Origin of the sequence: Streptomyces sp. NPDC056987 (assembly GCF_042673865.1) — a bacterium.
Classification (GTDB): Bacteria; Actinomycetota; Actinomycetes; order Streptomycetales; family Streptomycetaceae; genus Streptomyces.
Genome location: NZ_JBHURV010000020.1, coordinates 125,988 through 145,465 on the forward strand (window position 1 = coordinate 125,988; position 19,478 = coordinate 145,465).

The following is a 19,478-nucleotide window of genomic DNA, read 5'->3' on the forward strand; positions in this document are numbered from 1 at the left end:
TCCGACACACGACTGATCTGACACGCGACGATCCCACAACAGCACACGCGGCCGAGGAGTCACCCGGATGAGCACCACCCAGAGCGAAAGGCTGCGCGGACTGCTGGAACCGCTCGTCAGCGCCAAGGACCTGGATCTGGAAGAGATCGAGGTGTCCCGGGCCGGCCGGCGTCGTGTGCTGAGGATCGTGGTCGACTCCGACGAGGGTGTGGACCTCGATGAGTGCGCCGAGCTGAGCCGCTCCATCTCGGTGAAGCTCGATGAGACGGACGCGATGGGCGAGGACGAGTACCAACTCGAAGTCACCTCCCCCGGGGCGGAACGCCCGCTCACCGAACACCGCCACTATCTGCGCGCCGTCGGCCGGTTGGCCCGGATCCAGCTGCACGAGGGCGGCGAAGTGGTGGCGCGCATCCTCACCGTGGACGACGGCGGGCTCGATCTCGAAGTGCCGGGTGTGAAGGGGCGCAAGCCCACCGCCCGCCGGGTCGAGTTCGCGCAGATCGCCAAGGCGCGCGTCGAGATCGAGTTCAACCGCAAGGACAAGAAGGAAGAGGAGGCGTAGCCGTGGACATCGATGTGAAGCTCCTGAAGGGCTTGGCACAAGAGAAGGAGATCCCCTTCGATCTGCTGGTCGAGGCGATCGAATCCGCCCTCCTCATCGCCTACCACCGCACCGACGGCAGCCACCGGCGCGCCCGCGTCGTCCTCAGCCGCGAGAACGGCCATGTCACGGTCTGGGCCAAGGAGGACCCGGCCGATCTGGAAGAGGGCCAGGAGCCCAAGGAGTTCGACGACACGCCGTCGGACTTCGGCCGGATCGCCGCGACCACCGCCCGCCAGGTCATCCAGCAGCGGCTGCGCGACGCCGAGAACGACGTCACCTTCGGCGAGTACGCGCGCCGTGAGGGCGATGTCGTCGCCGGTATGGTGCAGCAGGGCAAGGACCCCAAGAACGTCCTCGTCAAGCTGGACGACAAGCTCGAAGCCATCCTCCCCGTGCAGGAGCAGGTGCCGGGCGAGGAGTACACGCACGGGCTGCGGCTGCGTACGTACGTGGTCCGCGTGGCCCGCGGCGTACGGGGCCCCTCGGTGACGCTCTCCCGTACGCACCCCAATCTGGTCAAGAAGCTCTTCGCGCTGGAGGTCCCGGAGATCGCGGACGGCTCCGTGGAGATCACGGCGATCGCCCGCGAGGCCGGTCACCGCACCAAGATCGCCGTGCGCTCGACACGTTCCGGTCTCAATGCCAAGGGCGCCTGTATCGGCCCGATGGGCGCGCGTGTGCGCAATGTCATGGCCGAGCTGCTCGGCGAGAAGATCGACATCGTGGACTGGTCGGACGACCCGGCCGAGATGGTGGCGAACGCGCTGTCGCCGGCCCGGGTCAGCAAGGTCGAGGTCGTCGATCTGGGCGCCAGGTCCGCGCGGGTGACCGTGCCGGACTACCAGCTCTCCCTGGCCATCGGCAAGGAAGGGCAGAACGCCCGGCTCGCCGCGCGGCTCACCGGCTGGCGTATCGACATCCGACCCGACACGGAGCAGTCGGACGACGGCGCCGACCGTGACCGCGGGGGTGACCGCGACCGCGGCGGCGACCGTGACCGGGGCGGGGATCGCGACCGAGGCGGCGACCGCGACCGTGGGGGAGCCGACCGGTCCAGGAGCGACGACCGGTTCCGGGGCGACGACCGGCCCCGTACGGGGCCCCGGGGCGGCGACCGGAGCGGGAACGGCGAGCGCGGCTGATACCGGCTGGTAACGATCCGGGAGTGATCTTCCAGGGATCTTCCGCGTGCCCGACGGCGGGATCCCGCCGAACACAGTCGCGCCCTTTTGTGTACGTGAGCGTTCGAACGTTGCCCCAAAGGGGTGAGGTCGGCGCGGGGAGGTAGACTTGAAGGTGTCTGGCCGGACGAGCGACCGACGCTGCCCTGAGCGAACATGCGTGGGCTGCCGGAAGCGAGCGGCCAAGAACGATCTGCTGCGCATCGTGGCGATGGGTGAACACTGTGTTCCCGATCAACGCGGTACGCTGCCCGGCCGGGGTGCGTACACGCATCCCGCCTTGATCTGTCTCGACCTGGCGATCCGCCGCCGGGCGTTCTCCAGGGCCTTCAAGGTCCAGGGACCGCTCGACAGCACGGAACTGCGCCGGTACGTCGAGCAGTCGGCACTGTAAGAAGAAGTACGGCACGGGACCCCGTGCGGTTCAGGTACCTCGCGAGTTGGAAGTAGGTCGAGATTGCGATGAGCACTCGATGAGTACGCGATGAGTACGCCCATGAAGTAGCGACGGTCCGGCGGTAACCCGGACCTAAAAGGAGCGAAGTGGCTAAGGTCCGGGTATACGAACTCGCCAAGGAGTTCGGTGTGGAGAGCAAGGTCGTCATGGCCAAGCTCCAGGAACTCGGTGAATTCGTCCGTTCGGCGTCCTCGACGATCGAGGCGCCGGTCGTGCGCAAATTGACTGACGCTTTGCAGGGGCCCGGCGGCAACGCCGGCCGGCCCGCTGCCAAGCCCGGGGCGCCCCGTAAGGCGACCCCCGCAAGGCCCGCCCCCCCGTCTCCGGCCTCCGCGGCCCAGGCGGCACGTCCCGCTGCGCCGAAGCCCGGTGTCCCGGCCCCCAAGCCGGCCGCCGCCGAGGCCCCCAGGAGCAGCACCCCCTCTCCGGCGCCGAGCCCCGGCCCGCGTCCGGCACCGGCCGCCCCGCGGCCCGCCGCCAGGCCCGGTCCCGCCGCCCCGGCGGCCCCGGAGTTCACCGCGCCTCCGTCGGCCCCGGCCGCCGGTCCCCGGCCCGGTGCCACCCCCGGCCCGCGTCCCTCCAACCGCCCCGCGGGCGGTCAGGGAGACCAGCGCCAGGGCGACCGCCAGGGTGACCAGCGCGGCGACCAGCGCCAGGGCGGCCGTCCCGGCGGCGCGCGCCCCGGCCAGGCCCCGCGTCCCGGTGCCCGCCCCGCGGGCCCGCGCCCGGGCAACAACCCCTTCACGTCCGGCGGTTCCACCGGCATGGCGCGCCCGCAGGCGCCCCGTCCCGGCGGCGCCCCGCGTCCCGGCGGCCCCGGTGCCCCCGGCCCGCGCCCGCAGGGTGCCGGCCAGGGCGGTCCCCGTCCGCAGGCGGGCCCCGGCGGTCAGGGCGGCGGCCGTCCGACCCCGGGCGGCATGCCGCGTCCGCAGGCCCCGCGCGCCGCGGGTCCCGGCGGTGGCCCCGGTGGTAACCGTCCGAACCCGGGCATGATGCCGCAGCGTCCCGCTGCCGGCCCGCGTCCCGGTGGTGGCCCCGGCGGTGGCCGTGGTCCCGGCGGCCCCGGTCGCCCGGGTGGCGGCGGTGGCGGCGGTCGTCCCGGTGGCGGCGGCTTCGCCGGTCGTCCGGGTGGCGGCGGCGGTGGCGGCTTCGCCGGTCGCCCCGGTGGCGGCGGCGGTGCCCCGGGTCGTCCCGGTGGCGGCGGCTTCGGTGGCGGCGGTGGCCGTCCCGGCTTCGGCGGACGTCCGGGTGGTCCCGGCGGCCGTGGTGGCACACAGGGCGCGTTCGGCCGTCCGGGCGGGCCCGCCCGCCGTGGCCGCAAGTCGAAGCGGCAGAGGCGCCAGGAGTACGAGGCCATGCAGGCCCCGTCGGTCGGCGGCGTGATGCTGCCGCGCGGCCAGGGCCAGACGGTCCGGCTGTCGCGCGGTGCGTCGCTCACGGACTTCGCGGAGAAGATCAACGCCAACCCGGCGTCGCTCGTCGCCGTGATGATGAACCTCGGCGAGATGGTCACGGCCACGCAGTCCGTGTCCGACGAGACGCTGCAGCTCCTCGCCAGCGAGATGAACTACGTCGTCGAGATCGTCAGCCCCGAGGAGGAGGACCGCGAGCTGCTCGAGTCCTTCGACATCGAGTTCGGCGAGGACGAGGGCGGCGAGGAAGCGCTCGTGTCCCGTCCGCCGGTCGTCACCGTCATGGGTCACGTCGACCACGGTAAGACCCGGCTGCTGGACGCGATCCGCAAGACGAACGTCGTCGCGGGCGAGGCCGGCGGGATCACGCAGCACATCGGTGCGTACCAGGTCGCCACGGACGTCAACGGTGAAGAGCGCAAGATCACCTTCATCGACACCCCGGGTCACGAGGCGTTCACCGCCATGCGTGCCCGTGGTGCGAAGTCCACCGACATCGCGATCCTCGTGGTCGCGGCCAACGACGGTGTGATGCCCCAGACGATCGAGGCGCTGAACCACGCCAAGGCGGCCGACGTGCCGATCGTGGTCGCGGTCAACAAGATCGACGTCGAGGGCGCCGACCCGACCAAGGTGCGCGGTCAGCTCACCGAGTTCGGTCTGGTGGCCGAGGAGTACGGCGGCGACACCATGTTCGTCGACATCTCCGCCAAGCAGGGCCTGCACATCGACAGCCTGCTGGAGGCCGTGGTCCTCACCGCGGACGCCTCGCTCGACCTGCGGGCCAACCCGGAGCAGGACGCGCAGGGTATCGCCATCGAGGCCCACCTCGACCGCGGTCGCGGCGCCGTCGCCACCGTGCTCGTCCAGCGCGGAACGCTGCGCGTCGGTGACACGATGGTCGCCGGTGACGCGTACGGCCGAGTCCGGGCGATGCTCGACGACAACGGCAACAACGTCGACGTGGCGACGCCTTCGACGCCCGTCCTGGTCCTCGGTCTCACCAACGTCCCCGGCGCCGGCGACAACTTCCTCGTCGTCGACGAGGACCGTACCGCCCGGCAGATCGCGGAGAAGCGCGCCGCTCGCGAGCGGAACGCGGCCTTCGCCCGCAGGGGCGTCAGGTTCTCCCTGGAGAACCTGGACGAGGCCCTCAAGGCCGGTCTGGTGCAGGAACTCAACCTCATCATCAAGGGCGACGCGTCCGGTTCGGTGGAGGCCCTCGAGTCCTCGCTGCTCCAGCTCGACGTCGGCGAAGAGGTCGACATCCGCGTCCTGCACCGCGGCGTGGGTGCGGTCACGGAGTCGGACATCGACCTGGCCATGGGCTCCGACGCCATCGTGATCGGCTTCAACGTGCGCGCCGCAGGGCGTGCCGCGCAGATGGCCGACCGCGAAGGCGTGGACGTCCGCTACTACTCGGTCATCTACCAGGCGATCGAGGAGATCGAAGCGGCCCTCAAGGGCATGCTCAAGCCGGAGTACGAAGAGGTCGAGCTGGGCACGGCGGAGATCCGCGAGATCTTCCGCTCGTCCAAGCTGGGCAACATCGCGGGTGTTCTCATCCGCTCCGGCGAGGTCAAGCGCAACACCAAGGCCCGGCTCATCCGCGACGGCAAGGTCATCGCGGAGGACCTCAACATCCAGGGTCTGCGCCGCTTCAAGGACGATGTCACCGAGATCCGCGAAGGCTTCGAGGGCGGTATCAACCTCGGAAACTTCAACGACATCAAGATCGACGACGTCATCGCGACGTACGAGATGCGGGAGAAGCCGCGCGGCTGACGCGTGGCAGCCGGTCCGGGGCCGGTCGACGGGACGTATTTCCGTCGATCGGCCCCGGCCGTTCCGTGTACGGTTCTTGTGCCCCTGCCAAGCGTCGGCAGGGCCTTCGAACCCGTACCGGCGGGACATCCGGACATACATGTATGTGGGGACACTGTCCTTCGATCTGCTTCTCGGCGACGTACGGTCATTGAAGGAGAAACGCTCCGTCGTCCGGCCGATCGTCGCCGAGCTGCAGCGGAAATTCGCGGTGAGCGCGGCGGAGACCGGCGACCAGGACCTGCATCGCAGGGCCGAGATCGGCCTCGCGGTGGTGTCCGGGGACTGGGGGCACCTCACCGACGTGCTGGACCGGTGCGAGCGTATGGTCGCCGGCCGGCCGGAGGTGGAGCTGCTGTCGGTACGGCGCCGGCTCCACGGCGACGACGAGGAGTGACCCGCCCGGAGGGGCCCCGTACACCCGGCACGCCCTGTACCGCCCGGTGCGGCGCCGTACGGGGCGATACGGGGCGGGGCACGGGGCGCGTCAGGGCTGTACGGCCCGGGCGTAGAGCCCTGGGCTGTGCGGCCCGGACTGTACGACACAGAGGCTCGGTACGAGACTCAGGTGGAGAACGAGTAAGCAAGCCAGCTGGAGAAGCAGGAAGCAGCTGGAGACCAGCAAGAACCCCAGAAGGAAGAGTGACGGACCGGTGACCGACAACGCGCGGGCCCGCAAGCTGGCCGATCGCATCCAGGTCGTGGTCGCGGAGACCCTGGACCGGCGAATCAAGGACCCGCGACTCGGCTTCGTGACCATCACGGACGCCCGCGTCACCGGCGACCTGCGGGAGGCCACGGTCTTCTACACGGTCTACGGCGACGACGAGGAGCGCGCGGCCTCCGCGGCGGCACTGGAGAGCGCCAAGGGCGTCCTCCGCTCCGAGGTGGGACGCCAGACCGGTGTCCGCTTCACCCCGACGCTGGCGTTCGTACCCGACGCCCTCCCGGACAACGCGCGCACCATCGAGGACCTCCTCGACAAGGCGCGCGCCAAGGACGCAGAGGTGCGGAACGTGTCGACCGGCAAGACCTACGCGGCCGGGGCCGACCCGTACCGCAAGCCCGAGGCCGACGACGGGGCCGACGGCAGCACGGACGGCGCCGCCGCGGAATGACTCAGCAGACCAAGACGCCCGACGGCCTGATCATCGTGGACAAACCGTCGGGCTTCACCTCGCACGACGTCGTCGCCAAGATGCGCGGCATCGCCAGAACCCGGCGCGTCGGACACGCGGGCACCCTCGACCCGATGGCGACCGGTGTCCTCGTCCTGGGTGTGGAGCGCGCCACGAAGCTCCTCGGCCACCTCGCGCTGACGGAGAAGGAGTACCTCGGCACGATCCGGCTCGGCCAGGACACCGTCACGGACGACGCGGAGGGGGAGATCACCTCCGCCACCGACGCCTCCGCGGTACGGCGCGAGGCCATCGACGCCGGGATCGCCGCCCTCACCGGCGCGATCATGCAGGTGCCCTCCAAGGTCAGCGCCATCAAGATCGACGGCAAGCGGTCGTACGCGCGGGTGCGTGGCGGCGAGGAGTTCGAGATCCCGGCCCGGCCGGTGACCGTCTCGTCCTTCCGGCTCTACGACGTCCGCGAGGCCGTGGCGGAGGACGGCACCCCGGTCCTCGACCTGGTTGTCTCCGTCGTCTGCTCCTCCGGTACGTACATCCGCGCCCTCGCCCGCGACCTCGGCGCGGGGCTCGGGGTGGGCGGACATCTCACCGCGCTGCGCAGGACCAGGGTGGGCCCGTACGCGCTGGACGGCGCGCGGACCCTCGATCAGCTCCAGGAGGAGCTGACGGTCATGCCGGTCGCCGACGCCGCGGCCGCGGCGTTCGCGCGCTGGGACGTGGACGAGAAGCGCGCCGGGCTCCTGCTCAACGGCGTACGGCTCGACATGCCCGCGTTCGGTACGGGGCCGGTCGCCGTCTTCGACCCGCAGGGCCGTTTCCTGGCGCTCGTGGAGGAGCAGCACGGCAAGGCGAAGAGCCTCGCTGTTTTCGGCTGACGCGGCGGCCGGCTTCCCGGCTCGTATCGCCGGCCCGGCTTCCCGGCCCGGATTCCCACCGTGGGGCGGACAGGCTCACCTGTCCGCCCCACGGTCCCCCTCCGAGAAGGATCTCTGTCCACCCGGGACCTCCCGGTCACCCCTTCAGCGGGGCGTGCGGAGTGCACTACGGGGGCATTGGGGGGCGCGAGCGCGGGGCATGGCAGTCTTAGCATTGCGTGACTGGAATAGACGTACACGGGTTCGGGCGAGGAGCGGTCTCAGTGCAGCGCTGGCGTGGCTTGGCGGACATCCCCCAGGACTGGGGGCGCAGCGTCGTCACCATCGGCTCCTACGACGGGGTGCACCGCGGGCACCAGCTCATCATCGGGCGCGCCGTCGAGAAGGCGCGGGAGCTGGGCGTACCGTCGGTCGTGGTGACCTTCGACCCGCACCCCAGCGAGGTCGTACGTCCCGGCAGCCATCCGCCGCTGCTCGCCCCGCACCACCGGCGCGCGGAACTGATGGCGGGACTGGGCGTGGACGCGCTGCTGATCCTGCCCTTCACGCTGGAGTTCTCCAAGTTGTCGCCCGCGGACTTCATCGTGAAGGTGCTGGTCGACAAGTTGCACGCGTGCGCCGTCATCGAGGGCCCGAACTTCCGCTTCGGCCATAAGGCGGCGGGCAATGTCGCCGTCCTCTCCGACGTGGGCGCGACGTACGACTACGAGGTCGAGGTCGTCGACCTGTACGTGAGCGGTTCGGCGGGCGGCGGCGAGCCCTTCTCCTCCACCTTGACGCGCCGCCTCGTCGCCGAGGGCGACGTCGAGGGCGCGGCGGAGATCCTGGGTCGGCCGCACCGGGTCGAGGGCGTGGTGGTGCGCGGTGCGCAGCGCGGACGTGAACTCGGCTTCCCGACCGCCAACGTGGAGACCCTGCCGCACACCGCGGTCCCGGCCGACGGCGTCTATGCGGGGTGGCTCACGGCCGACGGCGAACGGATGCCCGCCGCGATCTCCGTGGGCACGAACCCGCAGTTCGAAGGCGTCGACCGGACGGTCGAGGCGTACGCGATCGACCGGGTGGGGCTGGACCTGTACGGGCTCCACGTCACGGTGGACTTCTTGTCGTACGTACGCGGCATGCGCAAGTTCGAGTCCATCGACGCGCTGCTCGAAGCCATGGCGGACGACGTGAAGCGGGCCCGAGCCCTCACGGAGTCGTACGACGCGTCGTAGCGCCGTGCGTACGGGGCCTCCGTACGGGGCGGTGACGCGGCCCGTACGGGGTGGCGCGGCGCCCCGCCCCGCCCCGTACGTCACCCCGTGGCGCGCGCCGCCTGGGCGGCGTGGCAGGCGACCTGCGCCCCGGAACCGCCTGTCAGTACCGGCAGTGGCGCCGTACGGCAGCGGTCCGCGACACCCGCCCGCTCCGCGGCGCCGGATGCGAGCACCTGGCACCGCGCGTGGAAGCGGCAGCCCTGCGGGATACGGGACGGATCCGGCGGCTCGCCTGTGAGGACGACCGGGACGCCGTCCGACTCCGGCAGCACGGAGAGCAGCGCCTGCGTGTACGGGTGCTGAGGCGCCGTCAGGACGTCCTCGACGGGGCCGGTCTCCACGATCCGGCCGAGGTACATCACGGCCACCCGGTCGGCGATGTTCCACGCGAGTCCCAGATCGTGCGTCACCACCAGCGCGGAGAGCCCCAGTTCGTCGCGCAGTGAGAGCAGCAGCGCCAGGATCTCGCCCCGTACGGAGGCATCCAGGGATGCCACCGGCTCGTCCGCGACGATCAGTTCGGGCTTCAGGACCAGGGCGCCCGCGATGACGACGCGCTGGCGCTGTCCGCCGGACAGCTCGTGCGGGTAGCGCAGGAGGAAGCGTTCGGGAGGCCGCAGCCCCGCGCGGGACAGCGCCTCCGCCACGGCCGCGCGCTCGTCGCCCTGGTGGCCGTGGATCCGCAGGCCCTCGGCCACCGCGTCGTACACGGTGTGGCGCGGGTTGAGCGAGCCGCTCGGGTCCTGGAGCACGAGCTGGACCCGCCGGCGGTAGGCCTTGAGGGCGCGCGAGCCGTATTCCAGTGGCTCCCCGGCGAAGGCGACCGCGCCCGCCGTGGGGGACACCAGACCGAGCAGCGAGCGGGCCAGTGTGGTCTTGCCGCAGCCGGACTCGCCGACCAGGGCGACGATCTCCCCGGGAGCGATGTCGAGGTCGACCCCGTCGACGGCGCGTGCGGGCGCCGCGCCGCGCCGCCCCGGGAAGGTCACGCTCAGCCCGGTGGCCGAGAGCAGCGGCGTCCGCGGCAGGGGTGCCGACGGCGCGGGGGTGGTGGTCATGGCTGGCTCCTCGGGGGATGGCCGTCCGGCGGCGTTACGGGCCACCGTGGTGCGTCGCCCGCCCGTACGGTCCGTATGGCCCGTACGGAGCGTGCGAAGGGACGGCGCCGGGCGGATCGGTGCGGATGCGTTGTGTCGCGCGCCGTGCGCCGCCCCGTATCCGCGCCGTACGGGGCGCGGATACGGGGCAGCGCACAGCGGGCAGCGCACGGTGCGCCGTACGGGGCGCCCCACGGGGCGGCGCACGGCGCGAAGCGCGCGGCAGGTCTGCCGAGCTGTCGCGGGCACGGGCACGGGCATGGACACGGCTGCGGCTACGTGGACCATGGCCGTAGCGCCGCGGCGTACGGTGCCCGATGTCACGGCGGGGACTCCGCGGCGCCCGCGGCGATCGGTGCGCCCGCCCGTACGCACGCCGCGCGCCGCCCGGGGCCCGCGTCGCGCAGTGTCTGGTCGTCGTGGGCGCAGGAGTCCAGCGCGACGGGACAGCGCGGATGGAACGTACAGCCGGAGGGCAGCGCCGCCGGGTCGGGCGGGTCGCCGGGCAGCCCGCGCGGCGCACGGCGCGACGCGAGGTCCCCGATCCGTGGGAATGCGGCGGAGAGCGCGCGGCCGTACGGGTGTTCAGCCGCGTCGTACACGCCCCGTGCGGGGCCCTCCTCGACGATCCGGCCCGCGTACATCACGGCGAGCCGGTCGCAGGTGTCCGCCAGCACGGCCAGGTCGTGACTGATCATCAGCAGGCTGATGTTCTGGTCGGCGACGAGCTGTTCGATCAGCCGCAGGATCTGCGCCTGGATCATCACGTCGAGCGCCGTGGTCGGCTCGTCCGCGACGATCAGGCGCGGGTCGCAGGCGAGCGCCATCGCGATCATGACGCGCTGGCGCTGGCCACCGGACAGCTCGTGCGGATACGCGTCGGCGCGGGCGGCCGAGAGCCCGACCTGCTCCAGCAGTTCCGCGGCGCGCGCCCGCGCGGCGCCAGGGGTGGCCCGCCGGTGCAGCAGCACCGGTTCGGCGATCTGGTCCCCGATCCGGTGCACTGCGTTGAGCGAGTGCATGGCGCCCTGGAAGACGATCGACGCGCCCACCCACCGTACGGCGCGCAGCCGGCCCCACTTCATGGTGAGGACGTCCTCTCCGTCGAGCAGGATCTCCCCGGAGAGCTTCGCCGCGGGCGGCAGCAGCCGGAGCAGCGCCAGGGCGAGCGTGGACTTGCCGCACCCCGACTCGCCCGCGATGCCCAGCTTGCTGCCGGAGGCGACGGTCAGGTCGACGCCCCGTACGGCGGGCACGGCGGTGGGCCCCGTACCGTACGTCACCCGCAGGTTCCTGACCTCCAGCAGGCTGACGGCGCCGCCCGCTGCCGCCTCCGATGTCACGCCGGTCGTGGTGGTCAACGGGAAACCCCCAGCTTCGGGTTGAGCACGGCCTCGATGGCACGGCCGCAGAGCGTGAAGGCGAGCGCGACGAACGCGATCGCGATACCGGGCGGCGCCAGGTACCACCAGTGCCCGGACGAGACGGCTCCCGCCTCGCGCGCGTCCTGGAGCATCCCGCCCCACGAGATGATGACCGGATCGCCGAGACCGAGGAAGGCGAGCGTGGCCTCGGTCAGGATGGCGCTGGAGATGCCCAGCGTCGTCTGGGCAAGGACGAGCGGCATCACATTGGGCAGCACATGACGCGTCATGATGTGCCGGTGCCCGCCGCCGAGCGCACGGGCGCGCTCGATGTACGGGCGGGACTCGACGGCGATCGTCTGCGCCCGGACCAGCCGCGCCGTCGTCGGCCAGCTCGTGACGCCGATCGCCAGGATCACCGTCCAGATGGACCGGGACATGACTGTGGCCAGCACGATGGCCAGCACCAGGGTCGGCATCACCAGGAACCAGTCCGTGATCCGCATGACCACGGTGGCGAACCAGCCCCCGTAGTGACCCGCGACGACGCCGACCAGCGTGCCGATGGCCACGGAGAGCGCGGCGGCCAGCAGACCGACGGTGAGCGAGACCCGTGAGCCCCAGATCAACAGCCCCAGCAGTGACCGGCCGAACTGGTCGGTACCGAGCGGGAACTCACCGCTGGGTTTCTCCAGGGCCGTGCCCGGGGCGTCCGTCACGCTCGCCACGTCGCCGCCGACGAGCAGTGGCGCGAGCAGTGCGAGCAGCGCGATGAGGGCGAGCCCCGCGAGGCCGAACAGCCCCGCACGGTGCGCGCGGTACTGCGCCCAGAACCGGGCCACCGAGCCGCGCCGCCGGGCCCAGGTGAGGGAGGCGGCCGACGGCCCCGCGACTGGCGGTTCCGCCGCAGCGGACGCCGCCTCAGCAGTCGCGGCCGCCTTCCCTGCGGCGGACGGATCGGGCGACGGCGGGGTCTTCTCCAGAGTCATCGGCCCACCCGGGGATCGAGCAGCGGATACAACAGGTCGGCGAGGAGGTTCATCACGATCATCGCGCCGGCGAAGACGACGAACAGCCCCTGGACGAGCGGCAGGTCCGGCACGCTCAGCGCCGCGTAGAACAGCCCGCCGAGCCCCGGCCAGGAGAACACCGTTTCGACGAGGATCGAACCGGCCGCCACATGGCCCAGATTGATGAACACCATCGTGACAGTGGGCAGCATCGCGTTGGGCACCGCGTGGCGGCGGCGTACCAGATCGTCCCGCAGCCCCTTCGCGCGCGCCGTCGTCAGATAGTCGCTGCCCATCTCGTCCAGCAGCGAGGACCGCATGACGAGCAGCGTCTGCGCGTAGCCGACCGCGACCAGTGTGGTCACCGGCAGCACCATGTGGTGCGCCACGTCCACGACGTACGCGAAGCCGGTCGTGTCGCCCGACTCCATCCCGCCGGTCGGGAACATCCCGGGCACCGGCCCGATGCCCACCGAGAAGAGGATGATCAGCAGCAGCCCGAGCCAGAAGGCGGGCACGGACCACAGCGTCAGCGCCACGCCGGTGTTGAGCCGGTCACCGAGGCTGCCGTTGCGCCACGCGGAGCGCGTACCGAGCCAGAGCCCGAGCGCCGAGTAGATCACCACCGCGACGCCCGTGAGCAGCAGCGTCGCGGGCAGCTTCTGGACGATCAGCTCGCCCACCGGGGCGTGGAATTGGTACGAGGTGCCCAGGTCGCCGCTGAGCGCCCTGGCGCAGTAGTCGGTGAACTGCTGCCACAGCGGCAGATCCAGACCGAACTGCCGGCGCAGCGTCGCCAACTGCTCGGCGGACGTCGGCACGCCGTGGGTCATCGCCTTGACCGGGTCACCGGGGATGATCCGGAAGAGGAAGAAGCTGGTGACGAGGACGGCGAAGAGCGACACGAGCGCCCCTCCCAGCTTCCCCGCCACATAGAGCGGGTACGCGGTCCAGGTGCCCGAGGCGGCGCGCGGGGCGGGGCCGGACGGCCCGGTCTCCACCGGGCCGTCCGCCGCGTCCCGCACCGTACGGGGCGTGCTCGCGGTGCTCACGGCTTATTCACGGTCTTCCGCGGTGGAGCGGCGCCGCAGCATGAGGAAGCCCCCGAGCGCCGCGCCGGCCATGACGACGGCGCCGACCCCGATCAGTACACCGGTCGACGAGGATCCGCCGGAGTCGGAGCCTCCCCCGCCGCCGTCGGCGGGCACCGCGGACCACCAGCTCCAGTAGCCGTCCTGGCCCCAGATGTTCCCGGCGGCCTCCGGCATCGTCGTGATCGACTTGATCTGGTCGGTGCGGTACGCCTCGACCGCGTTCGGATACGCCATGACATTCATGTACCCGGTGTCGTACAGCCGTGACTCCATCTGCTTGACCAGTTCCGCCCGCTTGGCGGTGTCGTACTCCGCCGACTGCTGCGCGTACAGCTCGTCCAACCGCTTGTCGCAGATGAAGTTGTCGGTCGCGCCGGTGTCCTTCGGCGTGGCGGGGAGCGCCCCGCAGGTGTGGATGGAGAGGACGAAGTCGGGATCCGGGTTGACGGACCAGCCGTCGAAGGCGAGGTCGTAGTCACCGGCCATCCAGGGGTCGGAGACGTTGTCGAGGCATTCGACCTTCAGCCCGATGCCCAGCGTGCCCCACCACTCCTGGAGGTACTTGCCGATCGACTTGTCGTTCGGGTCCGTGGCATGGCAGAGGATCCGGAAGTTCAGCGGTTTGCCGTCCTTGCCCAGACGGTTGCCGTCGCCGTCCTTCCGATAGCCCGCGGTGTCGAGGGTCTTCGCCGCCGCGGCCGGGTCGTACGCGATCTTCTGACGGTCCGAGGGCTGCCAGAAGTACGGGGCGAAGCGGGGCGGGATGTAGCCCTGGCCCTCGACGGCGTATCCCTGGAACACCTTGTCGACGATCGTCCCGCGGTCGACGGCCTGGAAGAGCGCCTTGCGTACGGCGGGGTCGAGCAGCGCTGGGTTTCCGTTGCCGAACTTCTTCCCGTCCTTCGACCGGGCGCCGGGGTTGGTGGCGAGTGCGTAGAAGCGCCGCCCCGGGGCGTTGTTCACCGTGATGTCCTTGGTGCTCTTCAGCGCCGTGGCCTGGGCCGGGGTCAGGTTGGAGGCGAAGGACACCTCACCCTTCTGGAGCGCCGCGACGGCCGCGTCCCCGTCTTTGTAGTACTTGAATACCAGCTCGTCGAATTTGGGCGCGCCGCGCCAGAAGTCCTTGTTGGGCTTGAGCTTGACGTACTGGTCGACCTTGTAGTCCGTGATGACGAACGGACCATTGCCGACGATCGGGAACGTCTTGTCGTTGTTGAACGTGGAGAAGTCGCCGACCTTCTCCCAGATGTGCTTCGGCAGGATCGGCACGTCGAGCGCGGTCATGGTGGCCTGAGGCTTCTTCAGCTCGACGACCAGCGTGGCCGGATCGGGCGCTGTGACCTTGGAGAAGTTGGCGGTGAAGCTGCCGTTGGCGGTGGCGGCGTTCGGGTCCGTCATCATCTTGTTGAACGTCCAGGCGGCGTCCTCGGACGTCGCCTTCCGGCCGTCGGACCACTTCGAGTCCCCACGGATGGTGAACGTCCACGTCAACTTGTCGGCCGACGACTGCCACGCGGTGGCGAAGCCGGGGATCGGGTGGGCGTCCTTCGGGTCGTAGTTGACGAGGTACTCGTACGCCAACCGGTGGATGCTGGTACTGGTCAGCCGCTGTGCCAGGAACGGGCTGAGCGAGTCGATGCTCTGGCTCACCGCGACGGTGAGGACGTTCTTGCCGTCGGCTGCCCGGGCCTCCTGCGGCGCCGGGAGCAGAGGTCCGAGCGGGACCACCGATCCGGCCACCAACGCGACGGAGGCGGCGACGGAGGCCGGCAGATGACGGAGGCGGGAACGGCGGCGCTGCCGTACGGGGCGGGGTTCGGGCCGGTGTTCGGGCCGGGGCGCGGCCCGTCGCGGCGTACGCGGCGGAACTCTTTCGACCATGGGACGGTGACCTCGCGTTATCACTCGCACGGAGAAGCCGGGTTGATGCTGGTTCGCCAACTGGTGAAGCGAAGGTTTATCAGCGCTCGTCGGCCGCGTCAACGGTCGCCCAAACCCCGTGTGGTCTGCGGGAATGCGCTGAGGGGCCGCACCGTGAAGACGGTGCGGCCCCTCATTGGTCTCTACCTCTGACGCCCTACTGCTGAGGCGCTGGCGGTGCTGCCGGCGGCTGCTGCTGAGGCCATCCGCCCGGCGGGACAGGGTGCTGCGCGTCGGGCCTTTCGGCGGGGTCCGGCGCCGGGGCCTGCGGCGGCTGCAGACCGTACGAGGCGGGCTGCTGTCCTGGTGGGACGGCCTGACCGGGCGGGGGCCCCGGGGGCCCCGCCGGGCTCGCGGGGGACTGCGCCTGGGAGGGCGGCGACTGCTGCCAGCCCTGCTGGATGCCGGGCCCCGGCTGCGGTCCGCCGTACGGCTGCTGCGGGTACGGCTGCGGGTAGGGGGCGGCCGGAGGCTGCTGCCGGCCGTGGTGCGGCTGCTGGGGCACCGGCGGCTGCGGGTACTGCTGAGGCGGGTACGGCTGTCCATGGCCGGGCTGCCCCTGGTGCGGCTGCCCCGGTTGCGCCGGCTGCTGTCCGTGCTGTCCTGGCTGTCCGTGCTGCGCGAGGTGCGGCGCCCCGTACGGGGGCTGACCGTGCATCGGCTGCCCGTACGGCGGGCCCTGCGGCGGCAGCCCCTGAGCGGGCGCCCCGTACGGCGCCTGCCCCTGTACCGGCATACCCGGGTGGCCCGGCATCGGCGGCGCGAGGTGCGGCGGCGGCTGGCCGTCCGCGGTCCACAGCCCCTGAGCCTGCTGGGCCCGTACGAAGTCCTCCGCGACCAGCGCCGAGAGATGGAAGTACGCCTCGCGTGTCTTGGGACGCATCATGTCGAGGTCCACCTCGGCGCCCGCCGAGAGGTGCTCGTCGAAGGGCACCACGACGACGCCGCGGCAGCGGGTCTCGAAGTGCTGCACGATATCGTCCACCTTGATCATCTTGCCGGTCTCGCGGACCCCGGAGATGACCGTCAGCGACCGCTGTACCAGGTCCGCGTAGCCGTGCGCGGAGAGCCAGTCGAGCGTCGTCGACGCGCTGCTCGCACCGTCCACGGAGGGCGTCGAGATGATGATGAGCTGATCGGCGAGGTCCAGCACGCCGCGCATCGCGCTGTAGAGGAGACCGGTGCCCGAGTCCGTGAGGATGATCGGGTACTGCTTGCCGAGGACGTCGATCGCGCGCCGGTAGTCCTCGTCGTTGAACGTCGTCGAGACGGCCGGGTCCACGTCGTTGGCGATGATCTCCAGCCCGGACGACGCCTGCGAGGTGAACCGGCGGATGTCCATGTAGCTGTGGAGGTGCGGGATCGCCTGCACCAGGTCGCGGATGGTCGCCCCGGTCTCGCGCCGTACGCGGCGGCCGAGCGTACCGGCGTCGGGGTTGGCGTCGATCGCCAGGATCTTGTCCTGCCGCTCGGAGGCCAGGGTCGAGCCGAGCGCGGTCGTCGTCGTGGTCTTGCCGACGCCGCCCTTGAGGCTGATGACCGCGATCCGGTAGCAGGAGAGCACCGGCGTACGGATCAGTTCGAGCTTGCGCTGCCGCTCCGCCTCGGCGGCCTTCCCGCCGATCTTGAAGCGCGAACCACCGGAGGCATTGCGGCTGCTCTTGGGCTTCTGCTTGTTGTTGCGCAGCAGACGGTCCGAGGACAGTTCAACAGCCGCCGTGTAACCGAGCGGAGCGCCCGGTACGGAGCGTTCGCGGTGGTCGTGCGCGACGGCGGAGGGCCACGCCGCGCCGGTACGGGGGTCGACGGGCGGCGCACCGGGCGCGGCCTGCGGCAGCGCCTGGTGGAGCTGCGGCGGCTCGTCGGCCCGGGGCGGTGGCGTCTGGCCCGGGTGCGGCTGCGGGGGCTGCTGGGCGGGCAGGTGCGGCGCGGCGGGCACCGGCAGATGGGGCGCCGGCGGAGCCGGCGGTACGGGGGCAGGGGCATCCGCGCCCGGCCGGCCCTGCTGCTGCGGGAACCCGTAACCCGCCTGCGGGGGCTGCTGCGCCCCGGGAGCGCCCGGAAAGCCGGGAACGTGCGGGGCGCCCGGAGCCCCCGGAGCTCCCGGCGGGGGGAATCCGTAACCGCCCTGCTGCGGGAAGCCGTAGCCGCTCTGCGGCGCGGGCGGCTGCGGCGCGGGCGCGGGAACAGGGAGGCCCGGCTGCCCCTGTTGGGGGAAGCCGTAACCGGTGGGTGGTACGGGGGCGTTCGGGGCCGGAGGGATGGGCCCGGTGCCCGGAGCCGGAACGGAGGCCGCGGGCGGCAGAGCGGCCGGCGGCTGCGCCGCGGGCGGCACCGGTGGCACGGGGGCGGGCGGGACGGGAGCGGGAGGCACCGGCACGGCGGCGGCCGGGCCCTGGTCGGCCGGCCCCGTCTGCTGCGGGAAGCCGTAGCCGCCCTGCGTCTGCGGGGCGGCGGGCAGCGCGGGCCACGCGCTCGCACCCTGGGGCGATCCCTGAGGCGCGGCCGGCGGCCGGTCCTGGGGCTGTGCCTGCGCGGGGACCGCCGGCGTCTGGCTCTGCGGCGTGGCCGACTGCTCGGCCGACTGCGCCGATACGGGCCACTGCGGCGCGGGCCCCGGCGCGGCCGGCTGGAACGCGGGCGGCAACGGAGGCAGTCCGGCGCCCGGCACGGCGCCGGGCCGCGGCGCCCAGGGCTGCGCCGGTGCGGGGACCGGAGGAGCGTCCTGGGGCTCGTCGGCGGGCACCGCGTCCTGCGGAACGGCGTCGGCGACGACCACGGGCGGCACCGCGTCCGCCGGTTCGGCCACGGGAACCGCGTCGGACGGCTCGTCGTCGGCGGCCTCGGCCCTCGGGGACACCGGGATGGCGTCCGCAATACCGTCGTCGGGGGTCTCGGACGCGGCTTCGGACGGCGCCTCAGGCTTCGGGGACGGCTCGGCCGCCGCGACGGGAGCGGGTGCGTCGCCTGCGGCACCGTCCCGCGCCACAGGCGCGTCCGGTGCGTCCGGTGCGTTCGTTGAACCCGGCGCGGCAGATGCACCGGGTTCACCGGGTTCACCGGACTCCACACGGCCCGGCGCGGCGTCCGTCGCCGCGATTCCGTCGGCCGCACCGTCAGGCGCCCCGTTCTTGGCCGCCGTGTCCGCGCCGTACGCCGCCCCGTCCGCCCCGTACGGCGCGGCGGACGTCTCCTGGGACGCCGGCGGTACGGGCGGAACGCTCGTGCTCTCCGCCGCTCCGTCGTCCGCCCCGGCACCGGCCGCGGCGTCCGCGCCGCTCGGCCGCACAGCGGACACGTCCGCCGCGTCCGCCGCCGCGACGCCCGCACCAGCCTCCGGGGCAGTACCGGTCTCCGGAGCAGCGCCTGTGCCAGCGCCTGTCTCCGCGTCCTGGCCGGCGACCGTGTCCTTGCCCGCGGCGCCGGTCGGACCGTCCTCGGCCGCCGGGCCCGTCCGGGCCTCGGCCGTCTCCGGCGCGCCGTTCTTCGCCGCCTCGTGCTTCTCCATCTCGCGCTTCAGCGCCTTCGGGGAGAACCGCATCGTCGCGCCGCTCTCCACGTCGCCGCCGCCGAACGGTTCCGGCGCTCCGGGCGCGGACGCCGGAGCCGCCGGTTCCGCGGCGCGAGCGGGCTCGGCACCGTCCTGTGACCGCTGCGCGGGCTGAGCCGGAGGCGCCTGGGACGCGGGCTGCGGCGCTGACGGGGGCTGCGGCGCCCAGTTGGGCTCGAAGCCGCTCCCCGCGGGCAGCCCCGGCACCGCGACGGGCGCGCCGCCGGGCGGCGGGGGAGAGTTGGTGAAGGCCGGTGCGCTCGTGGCGCCACCACCGGTCGTGTCCCCCGGCGCGTTCTGCGTGTACCAGGCGGGCGGGGTGTAGTCGATGGTGAACTCACCCGTCATCTCGGGCTCCGCGTCGGACTGATCGTCCGCGGCCGGCCGGTTCCAGCCGCCACGGATCTCGTCCCGATCGCCGTTCACTTTGCCTCCTGGTGTGGTCGAGCACCCTTGTGCCGTGGTGGGTGGGGGCGGCCGAATCCGTCACTCCGGTCCGCCCGGCTCTTCCCCTGGCGACGCGGCCGGGCTGCCCGCAGGTTCTCTGCTCCCGCGCCTGTACCCACCCTAATCGCCAACGCCGCCGATACGGCAGGGTGGACCGCCCGTCAACGCCCGTCCCGTACGCCCCGTACCGCCCCCACGGGGCCTCGGCCGCGCGGAGCGTGCGCCTCCGGCACCGTACGGGG

14 protein-coding genes are annotated in these 19,478 nt (G+C 72.3%); 8 read left to right on the forward strand and 6 right to left on the reverse strand.

What is annotated here, in order from left to right; all coding sequences use genetic code 11:
- Positions 1 to 67: 67 nt before the first annotated feature.
- From rimP to ACFTZC_RS23230, 8 genes are all read left to right on the forward strand, one after another.
- Positions 68 to 565: a ribosome maturation factor RimP gene (gene rimP / locus ACFTZC_RS23195; protein WP_382892607.1), complete on the forward strand. Its 498-nt coding sequence runs from the start codon at positions 68 to 70 to the stop codon at positions 563 to 565.
- Positions 566 to 567: 2 nt separating this feature from the next.
- Positions 568 to 1,749: a transcription termination factor NusA gene (gene nusA, locus ACFTZC_RS23200; RefSeq protein ID WP_382892609.1), complete on the forward strand. Its 1,182-nt coding sequence runs from the start codon at positions 568 to 570 to the stop codon at positions 1,747 to 1,749.
- Between the two features lie 154 nt (positions 1,750 to 1,903).
- On the forward strand, positions 1,904 to 2,182 hold the full coding sequence (locus ACFTZC_RS23205) for a YlxR family protein (RefSeq protein ID WP_382892611.1): 279 nt from the start codon (positions 1,904 to 1,906) through the stop codon (positions 2,180 to 2,182).
- A 149-nt stretch (positions 2,183 to 2,331) separates the two neighbouring features.
- Positions 2,332 to 5,442 (forward strand): translation initiation factor IF-2, encoded by a 3,111-nt coding sequence (infB, locus tag ACFTZC_RS23210; protein WP_382892613.1) that lies wholly within the window; start codon positions 2,332 to 2,334, stop codon positions 5,440 to 5,442.
- A 139-nt stretch (positions 5,443 to 5,581) separates the two neighbouring features.
- Complete coding sequence (locus ACFTZC_RS23215) at positions 5,582 to 5,878, forward strand: DUF503 domain-containing protein (protein WP_382892616.1); 297 nt, start codon at positions 5,582 to 5,584, stop codon at positions 5,876 to 5,878.
- A 256-nt stretch (positions 5,879 to 6,134) separates the two neighbouring features.
- Complete coding sequence (gene rbfA, locus ACFTZC_RS23220) at positions 6,135 to 6,599, forward strand: 30S ribosome-binding factor RbfA (protein WP_382892618.1); 465 nt, start codon at positions 6,135 to 6,137, stop codon at positions 6,597 to 6,599.
- Positions 6,596 to 7,495 (forward strand): tRNA pseudouridine(55) synthase TruB, encoded by a 900-nt coding sequence (gene truB / locus ACFTZC_RS23225; RefSeq protein ID WP_382892620.1) that lies wholly within the window; start codon positions 6,596 to 6,598, stop codon positions 7,493 to 7,495. Before rbfA ends, truB begins: the two co-directional genes overlap by 4 nt.
- A 263-nt stretch (positions 7,496 to 7,758) precedes the next feature.
- Complete coding sequence (locus tag ACFTZC_RS23230; protein WP_382892622.1) at positions 7,759 to 8,712, forward strand: bifunctional riboflavin kinase/FAD synthetase; 954 nt, start codon at positions 7,759 to 7,761, stop codon at positions 8,710 to 8,712.
- A gap of 80 nt (positions 8,713 to 8,792) precedes the next feature.
- On the opposite strand, the gene ACFTZC_RS23235 is transcribed toward ACFTZC_RS23230, so the two are convergent.
- From ACFTZC_RS23235 to ACFTZC_RS23260, 6 genes are all read right to left on the reverse strand, one after another.
- Positions 8,793 to 9,812, reverse strand: a complete 1,020-nt coding sequence (locus ACFTZC_RS23235; protein WP_382892623.1) for an ABC transporter ATP-binding protein — start codon at positions 9,810 to 9,812, stop codon at positions 8,793 to 8,795.
- Between the two features lie 359 nt (positions 9,813 to 10,171).
- Positions 10,172 to 11,212 carry an ABC transporter ATP-binding protein gene (locus tag ACFTZC_RS23240; protein ID WP_382892625.1) on the reverse strand — a complete coding sequence of 347 codons (1,041 nt, stop codon included), beginning with the start codon at positions 11,210 to 11,212 and terminating at the stop codon, positions 10,172 to 10,174.
- Positions 11,209 to 12,204, reverse strand: a complete 996-nt coding sequence (locus ACFTZC_RS23245; protein WP_382892627.1) for an ABC transporter permease — start codon at positions 12,202 to 12,204, stop codon at positions 11,209 to 11,211. Before ACFTZC_RS23245 ends, ACFTZC_RS23240 begins: the two co-directional genes overlap by 4 nt.
- On the reverse strand, positions 12,201 to 13,277 hold the full coding sequence (locus ACFTZC_RS23250; RefSeq protein ID WP_382892629.1) for an ABC transporter permease: 1,077 nt from the start codon (positions 13,275 to 13,277) through the stop codon (positions 12,201 to 12,203). Before ACFTZC_RS23250 ends, ACFTZC_RS23245 begins: the two co-directional genes overlap by 4 nt.
- Before the next feature lie 3 nt (positions 13,278 to 13,280).
- Positions 13,281 to 15,200 carry an ABC transporter substrate-binding protein gene (locus tag ACFTZC_RS23255; RefSeq protein WP_382892632.1) on the reverse strand — a complete coding sequence of 640 codons (1,920 nt, stop codon included), beginning with the start codon at positions 15,198 to 15,200 and terminating at the stop codon, positions 13,281 to 13,283.
- A gap of 196 nt (positions 15,201 to 15,396) precedes the next feature.
- A complete protein-coding gene (locus tag ACFTZC_RS23260) occupies positions 15,397 to 19,215 on the reverse strand; it encodes an SCO5717 family growth-regulating ATPase (RefSeq protein ID WP_382892634.1) in 3,819 nt (1,272 codons plus the stop codon).
- Positions 19,216 to 19,478: the final 263 nt, after the last annotated feature.

Excerpts from the sequence above, each read along its gene's own strand:
- rimP (WP_382892607.1), top strand. The coding sequence starts at position 68 with ATGAGCACCACCCAGAGCGAAAGGCTGCGCGGACTGCTGGAACCGCTC.
- ACFTZC_RS23215 (WP_382892616.1), top strand. The coding sequence starts at position 5,582 with ATGTATGTGGGGACACTGTCCTTCGATCTGCTTCTCGGCGACGTACGG.
- truB (WP_382892620.1), top strand. The coding sequence starts at position 6,596 with ATGACTCAGCAGACCAAGACGCCCGACGGCCTGATCATCGTGGACAAA.
- ACFTZC_RS23235 (WP_382892623.1), bottom strand. The coding sequence starts at position 9,812 with ATGACCACCACCCCCGCGCCGTCGGCACCCCTGCCGCGGACGCCGCTG.
- ACFTZC_RS23245 (WP_382892627.1), bottom strand. The coding sequence starts at position 12,204 with ATGACTCTGGAGAAGACCCCGCCGTCGCCCGATCCGTCCGCCGCAGGG.
- ACFTZC_RS23255 (WP_382892632.1), bottom strand. The coding sequence starts at position 15,200 with ATGGTCGAAAGAGTTCCGCCGCGTACGCCGCGACGGGCCGCGCCCCGG.